Origin of the sequence: Candidatus Palauibacter sp. (genome assembly GCF_965216145.1) — a bacterium.
Taxonomy (GTDB): Bacteria; Gemmatimonadota; Gemmatimonadetes; order Palauibacterales; family Palauibacteraceae; genus Palauibacter.
Genome location: NZ_OZ244149.1, coordinates 38367 through 63199, shown reverse-complemented (window position 1 = coordinate 63199; position 24833 = coordinate 38367). Strand labels below are relative to the sequence as shown.

Sequence of the window (24833 nt, the reverse complement as noted above, 5' to 3'; positions counted from 1 at the left end):
CATGAGCACGGGGAATATCGTAGCCATCGTGGCGGTCGGCATCTCCGTTCTCGGAGGTCTTTACGCTTTGTACCGCCACGCCATTAAGACAGCAGAGTGGCGGGGAGAGGTCAACGCGGACCGAACGAGCTTCAAGGAGTTCATGCAGGAAGTCCGTTTGGATATCAAGACAATCCTCGGGCGGCTGGCACCCAATCCCCTCTCCAGAGAAAGCCCGCTCCGGCTCAATGACCTCGGTAAGACCATATCGACTGAGATCGAGGGAGCCGCGTGGGCCGATCGGATCGCGGGCACTATGGAGGAATGGGTCGAGAGCAAAGATGCATACGAGATTCAAGAGTACTGCTTTGAGTACGCGGCGGAATTCAAGTATTCGGACGAGGAACGAAGGACGATAAGGAAAAGCGCCTACAAGAACGGGTTGCGCGTGGAGCAGGTGCATCGCGTCCTAGCAATCGAGCTACGGAACAAGCTGCTGGCGCTGGCCTCATTGGACCCCCCGTCATGAGAAAGGGACACAGACTATGAGCATCAAACAGAAGTCCGAACAAACCGTCTACAAGGCGGACTATGGGGACGCGAGCCCCAAGCAGGTGGCGGAAGCGTTGCTCAAGTACCGCCCGAAGGATGCCGGTCTGTCACGGCGCGAAGCTGCACCGAAGCCCGCCCGCCGTCAACCCTAGTATATAATCCCCATTGGTAGCCATTCGGAAACGTCCATTCCGCCGATAGCGGTCATCATTCGCTGGATGGGTTGCGCGACGGACTGGAGAAGCGAGTCGGCGACGGAGAACCCACCAGCGGCGAACTCATCTGTCGAACGCGATCTCTCGCCCGCCCAACTCCTGATTGGCCAGTCTCACGGATCCCCTTTTCGATGAGCCCGGCCAGCCAGTCAGCGCGCCAGTACCGCAGATCCTTGACGCCGTGCCCGAATCGAATGCTCAGGACGTACCGGAGAGGATGCATTTGCGACAGATCATCGAGATCCCACCAGACTGTTCGGATGAATGTGACCAGTGCGAAGACGTGGCGATACCGCCCTCGTATCCGGCTAGATGAGTCGTCGAACACCTTTTTGCGGAGAGGGTCGGTCAGTTCTTCCACCTTGGCCTCAACGTGATCCATGTTGGGTCGGCCTCTGCCGGAGAGATCCCGATACTCGGAGCCGAGGGAGTCGGTCAGATCCACGATGATCGCTCCCCCATGGTATCTGTCGTGTCGTAGCTGCGTGGCCGCCTCGGACACACGTTCAAGGGCGCGGAGCAGGTTCGCTGGCCGCTTCACCTCGACGGCGTACTGCATCGTACCGTTCTCCAAGATGAAATCCGGAGTCTTCCCTGCGGAGGCCTTACGAACTCTGGTGAGAGCACCCGAACGCGCCAACATCGCGCCAGTCCAAAGCTCGCTTTGGTATCGATAGGGTTCGCCGGCCTGTCCCAACGTGCCGAACACCGCCTTCCGGAGACTCTCACGAAGCGGCTTCAGCTCCTCTGACGGAAGGACCCAACTGATCTCCGCGAATTCCTGCGCGTCACGGGCTGCTTGGGCGATCAGGGTGCGTTGACTTCGGGATTCAGGAAACGACTCCTCCGAGACCAGTTCGTGCAGACATCGAACGATCTTGGGCAAACGACTGTCGGGGGTCACGCGAATCCCCCAATCTCGCATCGTCCTTATCGCCTCATCCAGCTGATCGGCCAGGCCTCCCATTCTCTGAGGCGTGAGGATTCGGTCGCCGAGCGCCGCTTCACCTTCCATGGCAGTTCCTCATTCCGTAGCGGTTCGTGGGTATCCAAGGCGACACACGAATCGGCGGCAACGACTCGGCTCGCCGCTCGACTGCCCGGGAAGCTAACAGGTGCGAGGGGGAGAAGACCCTACATCGAGGGCGTCGAAGCTCCGGGCTGGGCTGGAGCATGAGGCCAACCCGCGCGACTTGATCCCGCGATTACTTAGGGCAGCGCGTCGAGCACGGCGCGGGTGCGGAGCCGTGCCGACATGGTCTCCGCCCTGGCAGAAGTCGGGCCTGGACGTGCCGCGCCAAAGCAAGAACTACATCACCGCCCGCGATTCCGAAGCGTCAAGCGGTGGCGGATCTCAAGGGAGAGCTTGTATGAGCACGACTTCGAGCCCGAACGACTTGACTTCCGGCTGAGGCACCGACTGAGGCCGACCGGCAACAGATCGAGGAGACGGCCGTGCGCGAAGCTCGAGCGGCTTGGCGAGAACTCGCGAGCAGCGCGCTATGTCCATCGAGCGCAATACGGCGGCGGCGACCGGGCGTATGCGTGGGCCGCTGCTGAAGGCTTGGCTAACGCCCCCTGGTGGTCGGCCTGAGCCTTTTTCTCGGCATCAGCGGCGGCCGTAGCGGGTCTCCCCGGTGGGCATAGCAAATCCTCGCTGGCACGCGAACCTGCCCCGGCCTTCACGTACGGTTAGTCGTGGGGTTGATGGTGATCGCGACCCTTATGGGCGCTCGGTCCCCGTGAAATCGCCTGGACCTGGATCCTCGAAGGTCCCGGAGGCACGGTCGGAATCGAAGAGCCATATGAATATGTCCGCGACTCGCCCTCGCCTAGCAGGCCGTGGAAGAAGTGGTCGCCGGCGTGGCTGACTGTGGAAGCGGAAAGTGGCGGATGATTTGGGTGTTGTTATGCAAAAGGCGGCCCGGGGGGCGGTGAAAGACGCGATTTGCGTCCGGGAGGCCGAGAATGCGCCCGATTCGGCCAAGAAAGGCGGCAAAGTCGCGTGCGGAGGCGTCCGAGAGGGCCGCGGCCGCTGCCGCGAGGCCCTGCAGGCCGCGCGGGGTGCCGAAGCCGAAGCGGCCGCGCATCAGCAGCGAGAGGTTGAAGGCGGCGGCGTGAACGAGCATCCGTTTTCGGATCTCCTCCTGCCCGCGGACGTGAACGCGGCGCAACCCTCCGGTCACGAGGAGGTGGGCGAAGGTGCGCTCCAGCTTCTCTCCGCGTTCGCGCTGCAGCCGCTTCCCCCGCTCGCCCCGGTTGCGGCGGCGGTTGCCGTACACGGCCTTCTGCGCGTCCCGCTTGCCCTTCCACTTCCGGCGGCCCCGGTTCGGCTCGCTCACGTAGCTCCGCAGTCCCCGCTCCTTCACGCCCGTCATGGTCGCGTTCGAGTGGTAGCCCTTGTCGGCCACCACTTCCCTCGGCTCCGCACCCACTTCCGCCAGCCGCCGCTCCGTCTCGTCCAGCGTCACCGGCAGCGACGCGCAGTCGCCGCCGTCCATCGTCTGCACCGTCACGGCGACCACCGCGCCGGTCTCCATGTCGACCGCCTGCTCGAGCTTGTGCGCCAGGCGCGTGCGGCCGTCCTTCATCTTCGTGATCCGCGCCTCCGGGTCGTGCGGATGCTTCCAGTCCTTGTTCGACCCCTTCCCCGGACGCTTGCGGTCCAGCTTCGCAAGGTCGGCCCGCGTCGGCGTCTCGATCCCGGAGGACCGCGCCAGCTGCTCGAGCCACGCGTCGTACTCCGTCTCGTCGTCACGCCGCACGATCGCGCGCAGCGCCGCGTTCGCCTCCAGCGTCGTCGAGTCCACCCCCACCGTCTTGCCCCGCAGCAGCCCCGACTCCCGCAGCACCTCCAGCACCCAGCCGAACACCGCGCCGTGGGCCTCCAGGCTCAGCCGCTTGCGCGTCTTCGACAGCGTGGAATGCTCCGGCGGCGTCTTCGCCAGACCGTAGCCCAGAAACTCCCGCAGCGAGATCGAGTCCCGGCAACGCCACGCGATGCCCCGCTCCGAGCCGATCCCCTCCAGGTATCCCACCATCAGCATCCGGAAGTACACGCCCGGTGGCAGGCCCGGCCGGCCCATCCCCGCCGCGTAGAACTCCCGGCACGCCTCCTCGGCGAACTCGTCGAAGCCGCTCTTGCGCAGAAGCTTGTCCAAAGCCGCGTAGAACGGGTGGTCCAGCGCCCGCACCGCGCTCGCCGCAATGAACAGCTCCTCCTGCCGCTCGCCCGGCATCCTGCCCACCGCCATCGCCAACCTCCCGTGACCGCCCAGTTGCCTCTTGTCCCGCACACAATCTAACCATCAACACCGGCGCGGGACATCGCGACTTTTTCCACGGCCTGCTAGGGCGGATCTTTTCCCTGCCCATGTGCGCCGCGACCGTCCCCTCTTGGAGCGGCGTGCGCGGAGATTCTGGAAGTCGGCTCAGGAGTTCCCCGCGTTTCGAGGCCCGACCGGCTTCCGCCACGGCCCCGGAGGACCGACTTGCGACTTGTCGAGGGTCCAGAAGTCGGCGTTGATTGGACCGACGTGAGCAAGTCCCTTTCTCTACCGGAAAGCGACAGGCCCTGAGTTGGCGTTCCACGTCCCTTGTGACATTGGGCTGTGGGCAAGTCCCGGTGCCTTGTGAGGCCCGGGCTCGATCTCCCCGGCCCGGAGGCGGTCCAGATAGTCGGCCCAAGCCTGCATCATCACGCGCCGTTCGGGCAGGAACGCCGTCCGGTTGTAGGCCCGCCCGTTGGGATCCCTGACGGCGTGGGCCAACTGATGCTCGATGAAATCGGGCCGGAACCCCAGCACCTCGTCCAGAATCGTGCGCGCCATCGCGCGGAACCCGTGCATCGTCATCCGCTCCTTCGGGATGTCCAGCGCCCGGAACGCGCTCCAGAGCGTGCCCCGGCTCATCGGCAGCTCCCGGTATGGAAAACGCGCGTTCGGGAACACTGTAGCGGTGGTGCCCCGTCATGGGATGAACCTCGCGCAGGATCGCGACCGCCTGCCGCGCCAAGGGCACCACATGCGGCCTGCCGGTCTTCGTCACCGTGTAGCGCCACTCGGCCCCCTCAAGGTCTATGCCGGCCCACTCCGCCGTGACCAACTCGCCGAGGCGCACGAACACCAGCGGAGCGAGACGGAGCGCGCAGCGTACCGGAAGCGTTCCGGTGTAGCCGTTCAACTGCCGGAGTAGCGGACCGACCTCCTTCGGGTCGGTGATCGCCGCGAAGTGCTTCGTTTTGACGGGTGGCAGCGCCCCGCGCAGGTCCGATGACACGTCCCGCTCCGCACGTCCCGTCGCCACCGCGTAGCGCAGGACCCTCCCGCAGACCTGGAAGACGGTGTGCGCCTTCCTCAGGTGGCCGCGTGCCTCGACGCGGCGGACCACGGCCAGCAGGTCCGGCGCCGTGAGTTGGGCGACCGGACTCGCGCCGATGTAGGGGAAGACCTCCCGCCCAAGCTCGTGCTCAAGGCGCCGAACCCAACCCTTGGACCAGTTGGGCGAGTGCTTGGTGAGCCATTCGTTTGCCACGGCTTCGAAGCTGTTCCTGGCCCACTGGCGCCTCGACTGCTTCTGAGCCTTCCGGTAGGCGCTCGGGTCGATGTCCCGGGCCAGCAGCTTGCGGGCCTCGTCCCTGCGCCGCCGCGCGAGCTTCAGCGAGACATCGGGATAGATCCCCATCGAGATCCGCTTCTCCTTGCCCGCGAAGCGGTACTTGAAGCGCCAAGCCTTGGTGCCGCGCGGGGCGATTTCGAGGTAGAGGCCGCGGCTGTCGTAGAGCTTGCGGGGTTTCTCGCGAGGCTTGGCCTTGCGGATGGCGGTGGCTGTCAGCGGCATGTTGGGGCATCCTGTGAGAGCTATGAGAGTATGCCCCCAAATAATGCCCCAATAAACACCGAGCTGTCAAGGAGTGGGAGAGGATCGCTCTGGAGATGAATTTCCCATAAACTCTTTGTTTACAACATTTATTAGGATTCCAGAGAACGTCCCTGAACCTCAATCGACGGCTAACACGTCCCTCGCGAATACGACCGCTCTGAACGTGCTCGATGAAGCCGAAGGGTATCGTCCCATCGATGGAGAGCGGAGCAATCCGAACTTCCGGCCGTGACGCGATGAATCCCGCCTCCTGGGGCGCCCATTTCGAGCGTCGGAAGTCCTTGCTCAACAGCGGTATGAACAAGTCGCAGATCTTCAGTTCCTCTATGATCCGGTCCTTCCACTCCTCGGATACTGCTAGGTCCTCGTGCGCTAGAAATGCGCTGACACCGACTTCCTCCAACACCTGCTTTGTTTGTCGCGCGTATTCTCGATCCGAGTACGAGTATGAGATGAAGGCGATCATTGCGGTGCCGGAACTCCCTTCGAAGTTGAATAGTCGGGTGGAGCCAGGGGGGCCGTCACCACGCCACTGCTCTCCATATGCTGGCCCAACACCTCCCTCCAGACATGGGGACGCCTTCTGCTCGGTCGGGCAGCTTGCGTATGCTTGGGGAATTATACGCGTGTCTAGATGTCCTCTAACTCGCCACTTCCCGCTTACCGGGCATAAACAACCGTTACACGCAAACTGCACTCACGCGCAAACCGAAGCGCGGTAGCGGTCACCACCGCCCGATCCGCACAACCCTCGGCAGGGACAAAATCAACCAGATTCGAGTCTTGATTCCATGTGCCGATAATCGCAATCGACACCGACGTACTCGACACGCCGCACTGGTGGTAAGTCAGGCCCTGCTCGTAAGAAGCGTCCGTGCGAAGCGTCAAAAAGCCACGCGTGATCGTTGCGCAATCGCTGCCCGACCCAATGTTCACCGGCAAAGCCTGCTCACCGATCTGCGTAAGCCGCCACGCGCCCGCCGCGCTTACCGGAGACGGCGGTGGCGGGGGTTCCGTGGTTCCACCGCCACACGCCACAGCCGTTACTGCTAAGGCAACCGTCAACAGCCTTCCTGTCATCTTCCCTCCTAACGCAAGGCTAAATGTCTTCTAACTCGTCACGGCGCGCCTCGATAATGGCCGCCACCTTCGGGTTCTGCGGGCGCATGAGCGCCAGCGCCACGTCCGACATACGCGCCGAGCCGTAACGCGGGTTCACCGCCTCCACGTCGAACGGTTCATCTGCGGAGGCTGGCGAACCGTCTACCGGCTCCCGTTCCGTCAGCGTTTTCCTGTTCCGCTTCTTCTTGCTCATGCCGTTAGTCCGTTTGTTCTATCAGCTTGATATGTTCTCCGTACACTGCATCACCCGGCTCTGCCGTATCCATATCCGTCGCATAGGTTTGCCCGCCCCCCATAGTCCGCCACACTCGCAAGGACCGACCATCGCTAAAGACATACCTGTAATCAATCGGACCGTAATTGGGAAGCGACTCACGGCGTACGATCCGTAGCGTTCGGGCTTCCTGCGCTTCTTTCCTTCGTCGTTGGAGCTTCAGCGCAAACGTCCATACGCCTATCACCACACCAACCGAAGCAGCTATAGCTCCCACAACAGGTGCAATGGTTTCAATCAACAAACGCTCCCCCTCCCTCGGCCATGTAACCGCACTTGGCGTTCTCGCGTCGTAACCCCGACAGCGTGAGAATGTTGCTCTTGAGATTGTTGCACGGCCCGCACAGCAAAATGCGGTTGCTCACATGGTTGATGCCGCCATCCGCTCGCGGAGTGTTGTGGTCAAGCTGGAGATAGCGCCGGTTGTCAAACGTTCGGTCGCATCCTTCGCAGGCCATTCCACGCTTCGACAGCAGCACCTCGTACATCTCCGCACGGCTCATGTACGGTCCCGGTTCCTTCACCTTCACACGTACCCGTAGCTTCGGAGCAGCAACCTCACCTTCGTCCGTTCGATACGGCGCTTCCTTCGTATACGTTATCTCACCCGCAGGGAACAGGTCTTCAGACACGCCATCTGGGCCTGCCAAGAATCCTTCCTTGCGGAGACGGTCGATAACCACCTCGTGCGCCCGATCCCATATGTCCATGCCCACCCACTGCCGTCCCAACAATTCCGCCGCTACAGGCGTAGTGGCACAACCCGCAAACGGATCAAGCACGATATGGCCCTCGTCACTGCTGGCCCTTATGATCCGGTCGTATAACTTCAATGGTTTTTGTGTGGGATATCCAGTCTTCTCTCTCCCACCAGCCTGTCCCAACGACACAATATCGCTCCATACGTCATGCAACTGCTTCTGACGTAGGACTTCGCCGTTAGGTGTCATCTCTAGAAAATACATCACCCTCGGGTTGCCGTTTCGCGTCCACCTGATCCTGCCTTCCCGACCTAATCGCTCGATACTAGCATCCGTATAATCGCCTCTGGGAAGATCATAATAGTATCGGCCATCGTCGGTTTGCTTGTAGCTGCTTAGCTCATCGTCTGTCACAACCCGCTTCGGCCTGATCCCTAAGTCAACCGTAAAGTACCGATCTGTCTTCGAGTAACGTAGAATCGTATCATGTTTGCGGCCAAAGTTCTTCCTGCTCGGTCGTTGCGGCCCATCATAATGCCAAATAATCTCATTGAGGAAATGCTTCCCCCCGAAAACCGCATCCATACAAGCCTTGAGATAATGGCTCGCAGTAGGATCGCAGTGCAAATAGATGCTGCCGTCCGGGCGAAGGACGCGGTGCATCTCCATCAAACGGACCGACATGAAGCACATGAATGCGCCCATGCCTTCGCTGTGCGCCTCTCGTGCTGATTCAATGGCTTCCATCAACGGTGGGTTGTCGTCCTTGATTTGGTCCACCCACTCCTGATGAACATCACGTTCCCAGCTCCACCTGTCCTGAAACTTCGCCCCTCGTGCTAGACTATCCGGGGTAGCATGAAAGTCCCTGCTCTTATTGAATGGGGGGTCGGTAGCGATGAGATGTACCGTATTGCTGTTCATGGCTCGCAAGAACCCCAAGTTGTCCCCGTGGAACAGCGTTCGGTTCTCCCAGTTCGGCTCGCCTAGCATGTCGTAGTCCTCGATGATTGCGGTTTCTCGAAGCACCGAGACTACGGTATTGTGTTGTGTTCCCATCCGTCAACCTTCCATCCACATGATTTAAACATGTCTTGACGAAACCTCACCGTCCCACCATGATCGTCATCCCCGTCAGAGGGGAAGAGTCCAAAACACGGGTGAAAGCTTGATAACCTCGATCCCGTGGGTGTCGGTCTTATCACCCTTCACCTAGGCCCAAGACAAGCGTGATTCGTCTCGGACTCCTGTTAAAAAGTACCGGAAAGACCTATCCTGATTGTAGATAGCGGATTCGGGCAGTGGACGCCCGGTCCCAACCAGGAGGCCTTTCCGGTGAAGAGAATATCGCATCACAAGAGCAGGAGGAACAGTGCCCGGCGGAAGCGGAAGGTTCGGGCGCGGCACGCGCGGGCGAGGCGGCGGGGCTGTCGGCCCAAGCCGGTGTTCGGGGCGGGCGGGCTCCACTACGAGATCGGGGCGCGGACGAGCGCGATGAGCTACGGCGGCATCGGCGCGGTGCGGCGGCTGGTGTCGAAGCTGGAGCTGGCGCGGGAGATCGACGCCCGGCTGAACCTCTTGAAGAGACGCCTGCCGTACCACGAGTCGGACCACGTGCTTAACATCGCGTACAACCTGCTGTGCGGGGGCGCGCGGCTGGAGGATCTGGACGGCCTGCGCCACGACGCGGCGTACATGGATGCGCTGGGCGCGGAACTGATCCCGAGTCCGACGGCGGCGGGCGACTTCACGCGGCGCTTCTCCGAGTCCGACGTGATCGAGCTGATGGAGTGCATCAACGCGGTCAGGCCCAAGCTGTGGCGGAGCCGGGGCCGGGATCTGCTGGGGCCGGTGGCCTACGTGGACGTGGACGGGACGCTGGCGCCCACGCTGGGCCGGAAGAAGGCGGGCATGGACATGTCCTACAAGAAGGTGTGGGGCTACCACCCGCTGGTCGTGTCGCTGGCCAACACGGACGAGGTGCTCTACGTGGTGAACCGGCCGGGCAACGCGGTGAGCCACCGGGGCGCGGCGGCGTGGATCGACAAGGCGATCGACCTTGTCTCGCCGCATGTTCCCGGGGTGTGCGTGCGGGGGGACACGGACTTCTCGCTGACCGTCAACTTCGACCGCTGGAGCGAGCGGGCGGACTTCATCTTCGGCTACGACGCCCAGCCGGCGATCATCGAGCGGGCCGAGGCGCTGGAAGAGGAGGACTGGAAGCCTCTGAAGCGCAAGCCGCGCCACACGTCCCGGACGGGGGCGACGCGGAGCAAGCGGGAGGATGTGAAGGGGCGGATCGTGCGCGAGCGCGGCTACGTGAACAAGCGGCTCAACCACGAGGACGTGGCCGAGTACGACTACCGGCCGGCCAAGTGCCGCGGGACGTACCGGATGGTGGTCGTGCGCAAGAACATCAGCAAGATGAGGGGCGAACTCACCCTGGTCGACGAGATCCGCCACTTCTTTTATATCACCACCCGGAGGGACCTGAGCGCGGCCGAGGTCGTCCGGCTGGCCAACGCCCGCTGCGACCAGGAGAACGTGATCGAGCAGCTCAAGAACGGGGTGAACGCGCTGCGGGTGCCAGTCCATGACCTGGTGAGCAACTGGGCCTACATGGTGATGGCGGCGCTGGCGTGGAACCTGAAGAGCTTCTTCGCCATGATGATGCACCTCAAGGCCGACCGCCGGAAGTACGTCGCCATGGAGTTCAGGCGCTTCGTCCGCGAGATGATCCTCGTGCCCTGCCAGGTCATCCGCCGGGCCCGGCGGACCACGCTCAGGATCATCGGCTGGCAACCCACCACCGACCGCCTGTTCAGCGCTTGGCGCACCATCGAGAGGACCGCGTTCGGCTGATGCCGCCTCCGGCCCTCCCGCTCCTACCGACGCCGACTCCGCCGCCGGGACCGGTGTCTCCCGGCGCCAAATCACGCCCCCCAAAGCCCCGGCCGACGAGCGAAAAACCCCGCATCCCCGCCCCGGCGCCACCCAAAAACGGCTTCCCGGCACACTCTTCGGCCCATAATCCGCAGCCCAACGTCATAATGACGCCTCGCCAGCGCTACTCGCTTGTTTTAGGTCTAGCCTGGCAGACCCTCAATCCCTTTCGCGTCTGGCGAATCGACCTCGGCCCCGAGTGGGAGCCCGTAGAGTTCGAACGGGTGTCGGCCGACTGGTTCAATGAAGACGAAGATGTTGCGCGTGCGCTGCGCCAGAGTCCGGCCATCTGGAGCGTGACTTCCGTCGTTGCGCTCGGGTCGGGCCATGTGCAGACGTTGGCGAATCGTGGAACCGATGATCGAATCCTTATCTGGTTCGACGAGCGAGGTCGATTCGTGCGGTACGTCCGCGTCAAGGTCCCATTCGGGTTCGTTGCGGCAGCCGCGAAAGCGCAGGTGCTGCTTGCGGTGCGGACCCTCAACAATAGTGAACTCGTGAAGTACTCTTGGGAACAGGTCCCGGGAGCAACCGTGCAGCAACAGGAGGTACGACCATGAAGGCCAAAGGGATCTTACTGCTGGGCTTCGCGGCGGCGATCTCCGGACTGGCGCTCGCGTCCGAGCCCGCAGCAGCTCAGTGCTGGAGCTGCGGTTACGGGGGCATGTGGGTGGAGGATGAGGGGAAATGGAAAATCTGCAGGATCTGTACCGGCGGCGATGAAGGGCACATAGGCTGCGGTACGCCCAAGTGTAGTACTTGCTGGAACCTCGGTGCTTGCTCCATCCAACTATCGCTCGACGGACGTTCGGCTGGACCTGAATTGCCCGAAGCTCCCGTGCTTGGAGAACCCGGTGACGTGGGTGCGTTTGTGGCGATCTTTGCGTCTGCGGCACATGCCTTGGTTACGCCCAGCAACGCTCCAAAGACTCGGCGATCGTGCGACGGCGGCATCGTCTCGAAGTGGTATTCTGCTGGCGACATCCTTGCGGCGCGGCAAACGACGGCGCACCTGCGGCTTTAGCTTTTGAGAGCTATGGAACCAGATATGGGCATGCGGGCGGTTAGGCGGGTCGGGGGGATCATCCTCTCGATCCCGCTGGCGCTCGCATGCGCCGCCCCCGCGTCCGGCCCGCCGCCCGGGGAGGTGCCGGAGTGGACGCTACGGAGGGGCCTCGTGATCGGAAGCCCGGACGATCCGGTGTACGGGCTTTGGCGTGTGGGCGGGGTGCTGGCCGACGACGCCCTTGTATACGTCCTTATGCCCGGCGAGGGCGCGATCCGCGTCTTCACGCGCGACGGCGAGTTCGTCCGCGACCTGGGTGGGGGCCGCGGGGCTGGTCCGGGCGAGATGATGAGCCCGGGCCTTATGGCGTGGGGCGGGTCGATGACGATTTCGGTCAGCGACATGGAGTCGCGGCGGTTCACGTTCTACGAGGTCACGACCGGGGAGGCGCTCACGATTCCTCACCACGCCTACCTGTCGGACGCCCGCGGAACGGGGGCGTTGCAGCCGGCAGTGGCGCTGCCCGACTTCCGCGCGGCCAACTTTCCTCTACCCTCGGACGCGTACCGGGGGCGGGGGCCCCTCATGACATCGCCGATGATGGTGTTGGACACGGCGGGCATGGTGCGCGATACGCTGGCGCTGCTCTCGGTGCCGGTTGCGGTCGACATTGTGGCTGGTGTCGTAGAGGGCGGGAGGTTCGACATGCTGCATCCCCTGGAACAATACGATACCTGGCAGTTCGCGCCCGATGGATCACGCGTGGCGATCGTCGACCGTAGGAGCTGGACAGGGACAGGTTCCGCAGAGTTCGGAGTGATGGCGGTGGGTTTGGAGGGCGATACCCTTTTTCATCGTCGCATTGCGTACGGACCGCGCCCAGTGCCGGACGGCTACTACGCTCGCGAAGTCGAGCAGTTACTGGATTTTCCGGTCGTCGCGGATCGAGGAGCTTTTGCGGCCGCCGTTCGTGAGTTCCTGGAGACAATACGGTATCTTCCTCCAGTGACACACGTCACGGTGGGCAATGACGGGACCACTTGGCTGGCCGGCGTGGACGAGGGTGGCGAGCGCGAGTGGCTGGTCCTGGGTCCGTCGGGATCGTCCATCGGCCGCTTTCGGCTTCCCACCACCTCGCGCGTCTCGTACGCGAACGGGAACGAGGCCTGGGTCGTGGAGAGGGATGCGCTCGACATCCCGTACGTGGTGCACTACGAGATCGTACGGTAGACGACCGCTGGCCAGGGCTCCATCGGCGGCTGCCCCCGCTATGCCGGCGGAAGCTCCGGACTTGAGCCCTCCGTGCCGTCCCCCGACCCCACGGCTCGCTGAAGGACCTCCTGGATGTCGAGGCCCAGCACCGACGCGAGCCCCTCCATCGTCCCGTAGGCCCCGCGCACGCGCTGGTTCAGGGCATGGGACACGCCCTCGCCCCGGCCCCCGTCCATCACGACCAAGCGGTCGATGTCCACGCCCTCCACCGCGCCGACGGCGATCTCGAGCAGTTCGGGGAGCTTCTCGGCCATGAACACGGCGAACGCCGCGTCTCCGCCCGTCCGGACCTCCGCGTAGAGCCGCCTCAGCACCTCGACCTGGGCCTTTCCGCGCTCCAGGATCGGGGCCGCCTCGGCCTCGACCTCGGCCCCTGCGCCTTCACGCGCGCGATCATCTCGGCCGTGTCTCCCTCGCGGTCCAGTTCGGCCTTGCGCACGCGGAGTTCGTTCTGGGCCTCGGCCACCTTGATCGAGGCCGCGGCCTCGCGGACCTCCGCGCGCGGTCGCGCGTGCCGGGCCCAGTCAACGGCGGAGGGCCCCTTGTCGTCACCGATGGGTCAGTACGGAGTGTCCGCGCCCCTACTTGATTGCCATGGCGCCACTTAGCGAGCAAGCGATCTCCGCCCGAAGCCAACCCCCTCCACGAATGGCCGATGGACCTGAACGAAGCTTTGCCCTCGGGCGGGATATAGGATGTAGGGACGAAGATCCTCGCCGGAAGAGGCTCCGGCGCGGGAGACCGACAACGAGAAAGAGATTCTCCGTGGAGAGAGTCCCGAGAATACGCCTCGCCGTACCGGGTGACATGGTTTGATTTCCTCGGATCGGGAGCGGCGATTGGCGAGCAGAGCGGCGCGCGGTGATCGCCGGGCGCTGAGGGCTCTGTACGAGGAGTACTCGAGGCAGCTGTTCGCCGTCGCGTACCGTTTGACGGAGTCGTCCGCCGATGCTCGAGATGTGCTGCATGATGTCTTCTGCGCGCTCCCGGAGGCGATTCGGCGCTTCGATCCTGAGCGGCCGCTCGGCCCCTGGCTACGTTCCGTGACGGCTCGTGCCGCCCTCAAGCACGTCCGGTCGCGGCGGAGACGACGGGAGATCTCGATCGCTTCGACGCCGCATGAACTCGAGGCCACCGCGTCGCCGGAACTCCCCGTCCTGGATTCGATCGCGGTGGAGCGCGCGCTCTCGTCGCTCACGGAGGAGCTCCGGACGGTCGTCGTTCTCAAGGAGATGGAAGGTTATTCGCACCGGGAGATCGCCGAGCTTCTCCAGATCGCGCGCTCGACCTCGGAGGGGCGGCTGTGCAAGGCGCGGAAACTGCTTAGAGCCGAGCTGTTCGAGCGGTAGGGAGGTATAGAATGGAATCCGACACAAACGGCCTGCACATCGACGACCGGACGCTGAATCGCTTCGCGGACGGCGTCCTCCGCCAACGGTCCGCTGCTGCCGTCCGGCTACACCTTCGCTCGTGCTCGGCCTGCAGGCGGGAGGTCCGAATCATTCGCGCGTTGAGTGACGCCATCCGTGCCGTCCCGACGCCGAACCCGCCCGATGAACTCTTCCACGAACTGTTCCCCGAGGAACCGGGTAACGCGGCGGTCATCCCCCTCGCCGTTCCGCAGGGCAAGCAGCCCGCGTTCTCCCGAGGGCTGGTGCTCTCGGTGGGGGCCGGTCTGCTGGCGCTGAGCGCGACAGTGCTCGCATTGACGCTCGGGCCCGAGCGGGCCGTGGCCGGCTTCAGCACTCTGAGGTTCAACCGGGAGGAGCCGGGCGCGCTCACGCTCCGGTACGAGACGATCTCACCGCTCGCGGCGGCACCCGGCCTCCGGGCGCGGTTGCGATACTGGGTCCCGGATTCGCTCCGCTACACGCAGACCGAACCCGGGTACAGGGTGATCGAACTCTCCCGGGAGGAACCCGGCGTTTTCTCCGGAGCCGTCGCCCTGCCTCCCGGCACCGTGTACGCCACCGCCGCCGTCGAGAACCTCGACGGAAACTACATCGACAGCGACTTCGGCCGATCCTGGGAGTACATCGAGACGGACGCGCAGGGCCGAGCGACGCTGGACGCCCGCCTGTACCAGGTACGGGCCACCGCGGACCTGCACCCCGGGAGGGCTGTCGAGGTGATCGAGCAAGCGCTGTCGGAGTACCCCGAGCGGCCCGAGCTATGGGCAGCGCTCCTTCTGTATGGGGAAGGGGCCATGTCCGAGAGCTCGGGAGAGATCCCGCTGCGGGCGCATCGAAAGCGCCTTGAGCGAATGGACGCGGCCGCGCGGCAGAGAGACCCCGAAGCGGGCGAAATGTACACACTGAGCCTCTACGCCCGGTTCCTCGGCCGGGAAGACCTGGAGGCCTACTGGCAGAGAGAATTGACCGCCCGCCATCCCCGGCACGAATACGCGTCGCAGGCCCGGTTGGAGACGATCGTGCTGTCGTCGATGTCGCATGCAGAAAAGCTGGACGCGCTGGAGCGGAGTTGGAGGCTTGCACCCACGCCCTCTGTAGCCCAGGTCGGACTGCATCTCTCCTCTGCAGTCGCCGATCCGGCCCTTACCGGAGTCTGGCTCGAGAGGTACGCATCCAGCCCCGTGTTACGAGATTCCCGGCTCGATGTCGAAGTGACGGAACGCATGGCAGAAGAGCCGGCACTCGGGACGATCGCCGAGGAGTGGATCCTGACACAGTTGAGTGAGCGGCCGGACTGGCTCGGCACGGATCGGCCGCTCACTGGCACGCGAGCCAACTTCGAAGCCGAGGCTGCCGAGAGTCTGGCCCGCTTGCATGTGCTCCTCGGCCGGCTGCGGGAGGCCGAGGGAGACCGGGTGGCGGCGCTCGAGGCCTTCGAGCGGGCTGCCGAACTTGGCTGGAACCCCCGGGTGTTCGTGGAGCTGGCCAGGTTCCACGCGGAGGCCGGGTCGCCGACTCGCGCCGCTCAGTTGCTGGCGCTCGTGCAGGCGGATCCGGTCATCCCGCTCGAACGCTACGTGCCGGAGGGTGAAGACTGGGTGACCGCACCGACGGAAGCCCGCCTGGCCGCAGCCCGCTCCGCATGGCGAGAGCGGGTTGCGTCGTCGCTGCTCAATGAACCGGTCAACCGGGGCGTCAGGCTTGAGGTTGCGCCGGGAGAAGAGAAGACGCTGAGAGAAGTGACCGGGAGCGGCGTGAACCTCATCGTTCAGAGCATTCGGTCGAGCAGCATCCCTTCGGCGAGTCTGGATCTGCTAAGGGCTAATGCCGGAAACCTGGAAGCGGCGGGCGCGCGGACGCTGTTGGTCACCGTCGAACCTGGTCTCCCGAGCGAGGTTCACATCGCCTCCGTAGACCGTACTGATTCGATGTCCCCATTCTATTACGACAGGCGATTCGAGGTCTGGGAAGCCCTCGGTGCCTGGCGGGACGTGCAGTACTTCGTCGTGGGCCGCGGCGGCTTTCTGCGGTATCGCGGAGAGGATCTCACGACCGCAATCCGCATCGCGCTCATGCTGGGACATGATTCTCCCGTGTTGTCGAGGGAATTGAGAACGGGAGGACGGCGTCCCCGGCGCGGAGGTCGATCTTCAGCAACTCGAACACGAGCGCCGTGGACTCGTGCTGGCCGATCTGACTCCGGGAGTGGTGCTCCGGCCGTAGTCGCTCGGGCGCTCAGGTGGTGCAAGGAGTCCTGCGTGCTGTCCCCCTCCGTGCCCTACAATCGTTTAATAGTGGTGGAGTGATGGTTCCATGCCGGGGGTCGGAGTCTCCGATGTCAGCTGACAAGAGAATCGCGCGCAGAATCCCACCAAGCCTGACGGTGGGGCTTGTACTCGTCACGATCGCGCTCGCGGCCTGCGGCACCGAGCGGGACGTCACCGGGCGAGAGCCGGGAGAGCCGGGGATCCCTCTGGCGTCGCTCACCATCCAAGTACGCCTACAGCCGTCCGACGCGTCGCTCGCGTCGGCACTCGGCTGGGAGAGCGGCGTGCCCGGCGCGGAGGTGAATCTTCTCAGGAATGGGACCGAAGACTGGATTCGCCTGAGGACGGACCGGACCGGTCGAGCGCGAGCGGTCGATCTGCTGTCCGGGCTGTATCTGGTGTACGCGGGCCGGATCCTGACGCAGGTGGAGGCATCGGCCGCCGAGCTTCCGATCCGGAGCTTCGGCGACGGGATCACCACCGAGCTCGCGGGCAGAGGCGAACAATCGCTGGAGTTCGAGTTGTCGTCGGATGTGCCCGGCTCGCTGGTCATCAGCGAGATAAGCGGCTGGGGCCCGCCGTCTTGGGAAGTGGGGGGTACCTACATGGATGCCAGCTACTTCGAGGTATATAACAACTCCGTGCGAACGCTGTTCGTGGACGGAATGGTCTTCGGCGCGACGGTAAGAGGCGATGACAACATCTTCGGACACTGTGCACACAGTCAGGCCGTGCGCTCCGATTCGCTGGGGGTATACTCGCTAGCGCTGCTCCAGTGGCCGGGAGCGGGCGGCGAGTACCCGATCGGACCCGGGGAGAGCAGACTGGTCGCCATGTCGGCGATCGATCATACGGCGGTCCACCCCGACCTCCCCGATCTTTCCCACGCGGATTTCGAGATCCGCGGGGCGCGGGCTGCGGACAATCCCGCGGTGCCGGACATGATCGATGTGGGGCTGCGACCCTTCGTAACGCGGCTAGGGGGCGCTGCGCTCAGCGATCTGCTTGCGGGGAATGTCGGCTTTTTCGTTGCCCGGCCCCTGGATCCTGGCGAGCTTCCCATCATGTACCGGGACTTCGCGGGCCAAAGTTACCAGCGGATCCCCCGCGACCTGCTGCTGGATGTGGTCGGTCGAGCCCAGGTACTAGCAGACCTCCAACGCAAGAGCCCGCCCTGCGTGCCGCTGCTACATCCGGATTTCGATCGCTACCCGGGCGGATTCTACACGATTGCCCTGGGAGCGGAGGACCGGCGCCTGTCCTTTCAGCGGCGGGTACTCCGAAGCGAAGGGGGGCGGGACATCCTGAGCAACTCGAACACGAGCGCCGTGGACTTCGTACTGGCCGATCTGACGCCGGGGGTTCCACTATGGCCGTAGTCGCTCGCGCCCTCACGGTGGTGCAAGGAGTCCTGCGTGCTGTCCACATCCTTGCCGTACAATCGTTTAAATGTCGTGGAGTGATGGTTCCATGCCGGGGGTCGGAGTCTCCGATGTCAGCTGACAAGAGAATCGCGCGCAGAATCCCACCAAGCCTGGCGGTGGGGCTTGTACTCGTCACGATCGCGCTCGCGGCCTGCGGCACCGATCGTGACATCACGGGAGGACAGCCAAGAGGCCCAGAGATCCCCCGGACATCGCTGATCGTGCATGTACGTCTTCAGCCGTCCGACGCGGCGCTGGCCTCAACCCTCGGTTGGGAGAGCGGCGTGCCGGGCGTCGAAGTGAACCTCCTCAGGAACGGGACCGAGGACTGGCTCCGCCTGAGAACGGACGCGACCGGCAAGGCTCGATTGGCCAACATACTCCCGGCACGGTATCGGGTGTACGCGGGCCGGTTCCTGACCCCGGGGGAGGCCTCGGCGGCGGAGCTTCCGGTTCGAAGCTTCGGCGACGGGATCACCACCGAGATTTCCGGAATCGGCGAGCAGTTGCTGGAGTTCGAACTGTCGTCGGATGTGCCCGGGTCGCTGGTGATCAGCGAGCTAAACGGCTGGACCCCGCCTCCCTGGGAAACGGGGGGGGCCTACACCGACCACCACTACTTCGAGGTGTACAACAACTCCGCCCGCACGCTGTTTCTGGACGGAATGGTCTTCGGCGCGACGGTGAGAGGCGATGACAACGTCCATGGGCACTGTGTGCACAGCCAAGCAGTGCGCTCTGATTCGCTGGGGGTATACTCTCTAGCGCTACTCCAGTGGCCGGGAGCGGGAGGCGAGCACCCGATCGGACCCGGGGAGAGCAGGCTGGTCGCCATGTCGGCGATCGATCATACGCCGGTCCACCCCGATCTCCCCGACCTGTCCCATGCGGATTTCGAGATCCGAGGGGTGCGGGGCGCGGACAATCCCGCGATCCCCAACATGGTCGACGTGGGGTGGCAGCCGTTCGTAACATCCCTCGGGGGCGCTGCGCTCAGCGACCTGACTGCGGGGAACGTCGGCTTTTTCGTCGCCCGGCCCTTCGATCCTGGCGAGCTTCCCATCATGTACCGGGATTTTGCGAGCCGAGGTTACCATCGGATCCCCAGCGACCTGCTGCTGGACGTGGTGGGTCGGGCCGAAATATTCGCAACGCTCGAGCGCGAAACTCCGCCCTGCGTGCCGCTACTACATCCGGATTTCGATCGCTACCCGGGCGGATTCCTCACCGTTGCCCTGGGAGCGGAGTTATCACGCTTGTCCTTTCAGCGGCGCGTGCTGCGCAGCGAAGGAGGGCGGGACATCCTGAGCAACTCGAACACGAGCGCCGTGGACTTCGTGCTGGCCGATCTGACTCCGGGGGTCCCACTCTGGCCTGAGAGGTGACTCCGGCCAGGAGGCACTTCGACGGAGGCTGGTCGATCATGGCAGCGGGGTCGCTCGCGATTCTGCTTGGTCTTCTGCCCTTCTCGACCGCGCTGCACGCACAGAACGGGACCATTTCGGGCCGCGTGCTGGAGTCCTCGACAGGGCGGCCGGTCGACGGCGCCATTGTGAGTATCGAGGGGTCCGATCTCGCCACTCTCAGCGATTCCACCGGCGCCTATCGGCTCGTCGACATCCCGCCGGGCCCGCAGGTCGTACGCGTCCGCAGGATCGGATTCGCGGACCTGCGCGTCCCACTTACCTTCGCGCCGGACGCGGTTTTCTACCGGGACCTGGAGATGGCGACGCGGGCCATCGAACTGGAGGGCCTCTCGGTGACCGTGGATCCCGTAAGCCGGGCTCGCGGAGAGCTGGCCACGGCCAGCGTCATCGATCTGGAGGCGATCCAGAATCAGACCGCCACTTCGCTGGCCGGGATCCTCGAACTCCTCCCGGGCGTGCCGCTCGAACCGCCGGGGCTCGGGGGCGTTCAGCAATTCGCCCTGCGCTCGGCGGCGACATCGGGCTCCGGGGGCATTGGCTCCAACGATCTCGCGAGTTTCGGCACGGTGATCATCCTGGACGGCATCCCCGTCTCCAACAACGCGAACCTGCAATCGCTGGGGTCCGGAGCCGGAGTCGGTTTCACGACATCCGCAGGGGGCGGGATCGATCTGCGCAAGATTCCGGCGAACACGCTCGAGCGCGTCGAGGTCATCCGCGGACTCCCCTCGGTCCGCTACGGAGACCTGACGCAGGGTGCCGTCGTGGTCGACACGCGTGCGGGCGAGGTGCCGCCGGAGATCGCCGGACAGTTCGATGCCGAGACGCTCGAGGGGACGTTCCTGTGGGGAGCGGGGTTCGGTAGTGAACGACAGAACTTTACGCTCGCGCTCGACGTGGCGCGCACGAGAAGCCGGCCCGGGGTCGCCGATGACGAAGCGGTCCGGGTGGCGGGCCAACTCTCCCACAGGCTCGCCTTCGGAGGCCCGAGATCGCCGGACGCGACGGGACTCGGGCAGCAGAAACTGACGTTCGACACGCGACTGGATGTCTTTCAGCTCTTTGACGACCGGCCCGAGGACCCGAATATCCGCAACGACGCCAGCTCGAAAGTCCGGGATCGGGGGATCCGGGCATCCGAGCGGGCGAGGCTCTGGCTCGGAGAGGATACGCGCCTCTCGTTCACCGGGTCCATCACGGTATTCGAGCAGGATTCCGAAGCCCACAACGAGTTGGTGCGCGGGGCGCTGCCGGTTACGACTCGGCTCACCGAGGGCCGGCAGGAAGGGGCCTTCGTTCTGGGTCCCTACGTCGCGGATGTGGAGGTCGACGGTGGACCTCGTCTCGTCTTCGGACGGCTCGAACTGGAGACCCGGAGCGATCTGTTCTCGACGGACCACCGGTTCCGCGTGGGCGTCGAACCCCGCCGGGAATGGAACTCGGGGCGAGGCGTTTTGTTCGATGTCGCCCGCCCGCCGTACATGACCTTCACCGGCGTCCGCGGCTGGGCCCGGCCCCGCAGTTACGAGGATATAGGCGACCTGGTCATGAGCGGCTGGTACGTGGACGACCGCGTCACCGTGGGGCTCGGTGGCCAGAGCACGGTCCAGCTTCAGGGCGGGCTCAGGCTGGACCTCCTTCACGAGGGCGCGACGTGGTTCGACGGCGTTCGCGACGCGTTCCTCCAGCCCCGGATGACGGTCGAGGTCGCTCCCGTTCCGTGGTTGCGGCTGAAGGGCAACTGGGGTCGCGTGGCCAAGGCTCCCACGCTCAACCGTCTCTTCCCCGGACCGGACTACTACGATCTCATCAATGTTAACCAGTTCACGAACGACCCCGCCGAGCGTCTGGCCGTGCTCACGACGTTCATCCGCGACCCGACCGGCTCCGATCTGGGCTGGGTCCGGGCCACGAAGGCCGAGGCCGGTTTCGAACTGAGCGTCGGCGGAGCCGAGATCTCCCTGGTGGCCTTCCGCGACCGTATCCGGGGCGGGGTCGGGAGCGTCCCGGAGACCGGCATCCTGCTCCGCGAGTCCTTTGCGCTGACCGACTCGATCATCGGCAACGGGATCAAGCCGGGGATCATCGAACCCGCCACGCACGCGGACACGATACCGATCCTCATCCATCATCCCCGGAACATCGTCGAGCAGACGAACCGCGGGATCGAACTGATCGCGGCGCTCCCCGAACTTCGGGCGATTCGCACCCGGGCTCTGGTCACGGGCGCGCTGGTGGAGACCGAGCAGATCGGGGGCGGCCTCGATTTCGGACGGGGGTTCGGGGCGTTTCAGATCCATGAACGCGACGAACGCCATCCGTTCTGGGATCCCGCGCTCGAGTTCGGGAAGACGGCGATGGTCACGTACCGGGTGATCCACCATCAGCCGGAGCTGGGTCTCGTCCTCACGACCACGATTCAGCACAACATCACGGATGAGTTCGTTGACGAGGCCGCATACGACTCGCTGGCCTTCGCCGGCTACATCACTCGGCAAGGCGCACTGGTGCGGGTCCCGGAGGCGGACCGCGGCCTGCCGGAGTATCAGGATCTGCGGGTCCCGAGGGCGGGGACGGTTCGGGCGAGACGGGCGAGTCCGGCCGATTGGATGCTGAGCTTCCAGGTCTCAAAGACCCTGCCGCTCAACGGACAGATCAACCTCTGGTTCTTCAACGCTTTCGATCGCAGGGGGGTGGGCGGCCCGGGCGTACGCCCCCGGCTGTATCCGGACGTGCGGTTCGGACTCGAGGTGCTGCTCCCGCTGCGTGGCGTCTTCCCGGCTTTGGGCGGGGGCGGTTAGGCGGTGACACGGTTCAGAGGCGTCACGCGGGCCGGTTGGGGCGACATCGCCGTCGCGAGCGTCCTCGGTGCGCTCGGCATGGGCGCCACGGGGCCCGCGCCGGCGGCGGGCCAGGCTGCCGAAGCAGCGGCCGCGGCCCCACGCGCGGAACAGCCCTGGCTGGCGCGGTGGCGGCCGCTGGAGGTCCTCGGAGACCTGCCTCGGGCGTTGCCCGGCTCCGAGAGCCCGTTCCCGGCCCTGTTGGCGCTTCCGGCTCCCCGGGTCGGCACACTGTGGACGGTCGGCAATCCGGCCGCCCTGCCGTTCGAACTGGCGGACCGGCGCACCGATTTCTCGATCTCGCGCGAGAACCGGTCCGGGGGCTATCGGCGTCCCCTCGACCCCACGGAGGTCACGAACGGCACCCTCATCGGTTCGGGGTGGCGGCCGCTGTCCGAGCGTGCGGCGGTCATTGGGCGTCTGGTCGTTCAGCGGACCGGCCTCGGCGACGGCTCCTTCTCCGACCAGCTCATGCCCTATGGAACGAGCCCCTTCGCCGTGTTCGACACCACGGGGGAGGCCCAGATCCGCACGCTGGTTCGCCTCGAAGGCGCGAGTGGGTGGCGGTTGGGCAATCTCGCGTTGGGGCTCGCGCTCGGATACGAATCCCAGCGAACGTTCACCGACCAGGCCAAAGTGCCACGCACCAACCAGACCGCGACTCCGGGCGCGACCGTGGGCCTCGTGTGGGCATCGCCCTCCAGCGGTTTCGCCATCGGCGTTCTCGGCAGTCTGCAGGAGACCGCTCAAAAATCAACCATGTATACGAGGGCTGCTGCATCCCGTGCCTACACGCCCGAGGGGTTTGGTCCGCTTGTAGCGTTCGACCTTGGGGACGCCGGTGGTCTTGGACGCCGGTTCGAGCGCGGCGCGAAGGGACTCACGGTCTCGGCGGCGGGGCGCGCGGGAGCGGTGAAGTGGGTCGTCTACGGCCGACGCGAAGCGCTTACCGAAAGCCGCTTCACGACGTTTATTTTTCGGGAGCTCGCCGACGACTGGGATACGCGCGGCTGGACGCTCGGTGGAGCGGGCTCGCTCTCCTCCGGCTCCCTCGACCTTGCGCTCGATGCCCGGTTCACGACGCTGGTCGGCAGGGGCTTTCGGGGCGATCTCGATCTCGAACACTTCGAGTCCACGGATCGGAGGCTCCGGATCGAGGCCGATGGAAGGTGGAAGCCCCTGGGCGGATGGGAGGCGGGCGCCCGTCTCATCCTGACGAGGAACACGAGCGACCGCTGGGACCGGCTCAGCCGGACGGGCTCGGAGTTCTCGTCATGGTCCCCCGCGCTCGGGATCGAACTTGCGCGGCGCCTGTCCGGGCATGTGGCGGTGTCGCTGGGGAGTGTGGTGTCGACGTACGGCGTATCCTCAACTACGCCCCCGCCCGGCCAATTCGGTTCCGCGTGGGAGAAGTGGATCGCCCCGGAACTCGGGCTCATGGCCACGGGAGCCACCGGCTGGGCGGCGCAGGCCACGCTCCTCATCGGGTCGAACGACAGCAGGACGGTCTGGCTCCGCGCGCAGTACGGGCGTGGCCAACCCGCCACATCCGCAGTGCTGCAGTCGGACACGCCCATGGGATCGAGAGACCGGTTCGAGCTTACAATCGGTGTGGTACTCCCGCGGCACCCGTAACTACCGCAAGACGGGGTCTCGAGAGTGGTGGCGCGCGATGCGTCGGCGGAGCGTGCCTTGGTTTCTCGCATCGATTCGCCCGACAGCCTAAACCGAACGCCGCAAGGCGACGAGTGTCCCCGGTTAAGCCGCTGCCCGACACTTGGTTCGACTAATCGATGTCGTAACAAGATTCATCGGTATTGCGTCTAGCTCAGAACCCCACAGTGCGCTCCATTCCTTGAACAATGATCGACATAGCCATCAATCGTCCGCGAAAGCGGGATAGCTCCAGGCCCGTGATCACGGCGGCGCGGTTGGGGGGGGGCGATCACCATCAGGTTCTTGATGGTGATGATGGCCACGTCGTGACGGGGGCGGCCAGGGAATTCATCAACTTCCCCTTTGGCTGCCTCGCGGCCGACCACTCCGGCGGAAGGTCGGGCGAGACCTTTCCGTCGCCCGATGACCACGCCCTCACGCCCCCGCGTCGGCCCCGCGCGTCGCAACGGAGAGCCGCCCATCGCATCCGGACATAGCCTCGTGCCAGGATCTCGTTGAGGGCTGCTGCCCTGAGCCTTTCCGCCGTGACTCACTCGAGTTCGTGACCCGAGCGGAGTAGCGTCCGGTCGACCCGGAGGTCGATCGTCCAGCCCCTCTGCGTCGGTGGGAACCAGGGTGGTCAAACCAGCCGTCGGCGGCGGGTGCCGTGGTCTCACGGATGGGATTCTCCGGAGCGCCCGCGCCCCTACTGGATTGTCAAAACTACACTTACCGAGTAGGGCACCCTCGCCGAGAGCTGCCCCCTTCCATGAAGGCCCGACGGACCCGAAGCAAGTTTTGCCCACGGGCGGGATATAGGATGTAGAGACGAAGATCCAATCCGGGACGACGGGTTGCGGGG

The 24833-nt window shown here is 64.8% G+C and carries 16 protein-coding genes and 2 pseudogenes; 11 read left to right on the top strand and 7 right to left on the bottom strand.

All coding sequences use genetic code 11. From position 1 onward, the window contains the following. The first annotated feature begins 1 nt into the window (after position 1). Positions 2–508 carry a hypothetical protein gene (locus ACOOHF_RS00295; protein WP_420462922.1) on the top strand — a complete coding sequence of 169 codons (507 nt, stop codon included), beginning with the start codon at positions 2–4 and terminating at the stop codon, positions 506–508. A 16-nt stretch (positions 509–524) separates the two neighbouring features. After that, on the top strand, positions 525–683 hold the full coding sequence (locus ACOOHF_RS00290) for a hypothetical protein (protein WP_420462921.1): 159 nt from the start codon (positions 525–527) through the stop codon (positions 681–683). A 55-nt stretch (positions 684–738) separates the two neighbouring features. Here the strand turns inward: ACOOHF_RS00290 and ACOOHF_RS00285 are convergent, their stop codons facing one another. The 6 genes and pseudogenes from ACOOHF_RS00285 to ACOOHF_RS00260 all read right to left on the bottom strand — a co-directional run bounded on the left by ACOOHF_RS00285 (position 739) and on the right by ACOOHF_RS00260 (position 8783). Next, positions 739–1761, bottom strand: coding sequence for a hypothetical protein (locus ACOOHF_RS00285; RefSeq protein WP_420462920.1), 1023 nt, complete (start codon positions 1759–1761; stop codon positions 739–741). 817 nt (positions 1762–2578) lie between these two features. Further along, entirely contained in the window at positions 2579–4000 is a 1422-nt protein-coding gene (locus ACOOHF_RS00280) for a transposase (protein WP_420462919.1), read from the bottom strand. Positions 4001–4300: 300 nt separating this feature from the next. After that, a pseudogene (locus tag ACOOHF_RS00275) lies at positions 4301–5585 on the bottom strand (tyrosine-type recombinase/integrase). Between the two features lie 211 nt (positions 5586–5796). Continuing rightward, positions 5797–6093 (bottom strand): annotated as a pseudogene (locus tag ACOOHF_RS00270) (toll/interleukin-1 receptor domain-containing protein); the annotation flags it as partial. A 633-nt stretch (positions 6094–6726) separates the two neighbouring features. After that, the gene (locus ACOOHF_RS00265; protein WP_420462918.1) at positions 6727–6942 is read right to left on the bottom strand and encodes a hypothetical protein; all 216 of its coding nucleotides are present in this window, start codon (positions 6940–6942) and stop codon (positions 6727–6729) included. Positions 6943–7256: 314 nt separating this feature from the next. Beyond that, positions 7257–8783 (bottom strand): DNA methyltransferase, encoded by a 1527-nt coding sequence (locus ACOOHF_RS00260; protein ID WP_420462917.1) that lies wholly within the window; start codon positions 8781–8783, stop codon positions 7257–7259. 276 nt (positions 8784–9059) lie between these two features. On the opposite strand from ACOOHF_RS00260, the gene ACOOHF_RS00255 reads away from it, so the two are divergent. The 3 genes from ACOOHF_RS00255 (at position 9060) to ACOOHF_RS00245 (ending at position 12903) form a co-directional block, all read left to right on the top strand. Then, on the top strand, positions 9060–10586 hold the full coding sequence (locus ACOOHF_RS00255) for an IS1380 family transposase (protein WP_420462916.1): 1527 nt from the start codon (positions 9060–9062) through the stop codon (positions 10584–10586). A 188-nt stretch (positions 10587–10774) separates the two neighbouring features. Beyond that, positions 10775–11227, top strand: a complete 453-nt coding sequence (locus tag ACOOHF_RS00250) for a hypothetical protein (RefSeq protein WP_420462915.1) — start codon at positions 10775–10777, stop codon at positions 11225–11227. 494 nt (positions 11228–11721) lie between these two features. Then, positions 11722–12903: a hypothetical protein gene (locus tag ACOOHF_RS00245; protein ID WP_420462914.1), complete on the top strand. Its 1182-nt coding sequence runs from the start codon at positions 11722–11724 to the stop codon at positions 12901–12903. 38 nt (positions 12904–12941) lie between these two features. On the opposite strand, the gene ACOOHF_RS00240 is transcribed toward ACOOHF_RS00245, so the two are convergent. Beyond that, positions 12942–13259: a hypothetical protein gene (locus ACOOHF_RS00240; RefSeq protein ID WP_420462913.1), complete on the bottom strand. Its 318-nt coding sequence runs from the start codon at positions 13257–13259 to the stop codon at positions 12942–12944. Positions 13260–13784: 525 nt separating this feature from the next. Between ACOOHF_RS00240 and ACOOHF_RS00235 the strand changes: the two genes are divergently transcribed. The 6 genes from ACOOHF_RS00235 (at position 13785) to ACOOHF_RS00210 (ending at position 23950) form a co-directional block, all read left to right on the top strand. Continuing rightward, positions 13785–14294 carry an RNA polymerase sigma factor gene (locus ACOOHF_RS00235; RefSeq protein WP_420462912.1) on the top strand — a complete coding sequence of 170 codons (510 nt, stop codon included), beginning with the start codon at positions 13785–13787 and terminating at the stop codon, positions 14292–14294. Between the two features lie 11 nt (positions 14295–14305). Beyond that, on the top strand, positions 14306–16663 hold the full coding sequence (locus ACOOHF_RS00230) for a zf-HC2 domain-containing protein (RefSeq protein WP_420462911.1): 2358 nt from the start codon (positions 14306–14308) through the stop codon (positions 16661–16663). Between the two features lie 29 nt (positions 16664–16692). Beyond that, entirely contained in the window at positions 16693–18003 is a 1311-nt protein-coding gene (locus tag ACOOHF_RS00225; protein WP_420462910.1) for a hypothetical protein, read from the top strand. Positions 18004–18116: 113 nt separating this feature from the next. Continuing rightward, a complete protein-coding gene (locus ACOOHF_RS00220) occupies positions 18117–19433 on the top strand; it encodes a hypothetical protein (protein ID WP_420462909.1) in 1317 nt (438 codons plus the stop codon). A gap of 38 nt (positions 19434–19471) precedes the next feature. Beyond that, the gene (locus ACOOHF_RS00215; RefSeq protein ID WP_420462908.1) at positions 19472–22276 is read left to right on the top strand and encodes a TonB-dependent receptor; all 2805 of its coding nucleotides are present in this window, start codon (positions 19472–19474) and stop codon (positions 22274–22276) included. Positions 22277–22279: 3 nt separating this feature from the next. Further along, positions 22280–23950, top strand: coding sequence for a DUF6850 family outer membrane beta-barrel protein (locus ACOOHF_RS00210; protein WP_420462907.1), 1671 nt, complete (start codon positions 22280–22282; stop codon positions 23948–23950). The last annotated feature ends 883 nt before the right edge of the window (positions 23951–24833 follow it).

Excerpts from the sequence above, each read along its gene's own strand:
- ACOOHF_RS00295 (WP_420462922.1), top strand. The coding sequence starts at position 2 with ATGAGCACGGGGAATATCGTAGCCATCGTGGCGGTCGGCATCTCCGTT.
- ACOOHF_RS00290 (WP_420462921.1), top strand. The coding sequence starts at position 525 with ATGAGCATCAAACAGAAGTCCGAACAAACCGTCTACAAGGCGGACTAT.
- ACOOHF_RS00285 (WP_420462920.1), bottom strand. The coding sequence starts at position 1,761 with ATGGAAGGTGAAGCGGCGCTCGGCGACCGAATCCTCACGCCTCAGAGA.
- ACOOHF_RS00280 (WP_420462919.1), bottom strand. The coding sequence starts at position 4,000 with ATGGCGGTGGGCAGGATGCCGGGCGAGCGGCAGGAGGAGCTGTTCATT.
- ACOOHF_RS00265 (WP_420462918.1), bottom strand. The coding sequence starts at position 6,942 with ATGAGCAAGAAGAAGCGGAACAGGAAAACGCTGACGGAACGGGAGCCG.
- ACOOHF_RS00260 (WP_420462917.1), bottom strand. The coding sequence starts at position 8,783 with ATGGGAACACAACACAATACCGTAGTCTCGGTGCTTCGAGAAACCGCA.
- ACOOHF_RS00250 (WP_420462915.1), top strand. The coding sequence starts at position 10,775 with ATGACGCCTCGCCAGCGCTACTCGCTTGTTTTAGGTCTAGCCTGGCAG.
- ACOOHF_RS00245 (WP_420462914.1), top strand. The coding sequence starts at position 11,722 with ATGCGGGCGGTTAGGCGGGTCGGGGGGATCATCCTCTCGATCCCGCTG.
- ACOOHF_RS00230 (WP_420462911.1), top strand. The coding sequence starts at position 14,306 with ATGGAATCCGACACAAACGGCCTGCACATCGACGACCGGACGCTGAAT.
- ACOOHF_RS00225 (WP_420462910.1), top strand. The coding sequence starts at position 16,693 with ATGTCAGCTGACAAGAGAATCGCGCGCAGAATCCCACCAAGCCTGACG.
- ACOOHF_RS00220 (WP_420462909.1), top strand. The coding sequence starts at position 18,117 with ATGTCAGCTGACAAGAGAATCGCGCGCAGAATCCCACCAAGCCTGGCG.
- ACOOHF_RS00215 (WP_420462908.1), top strand. The coding sequence starts at position 19,472 with ATGGCAGCGGGGTCGCTCGCGATTCTGCTTGGTCTTCTGCCCTTCTCG.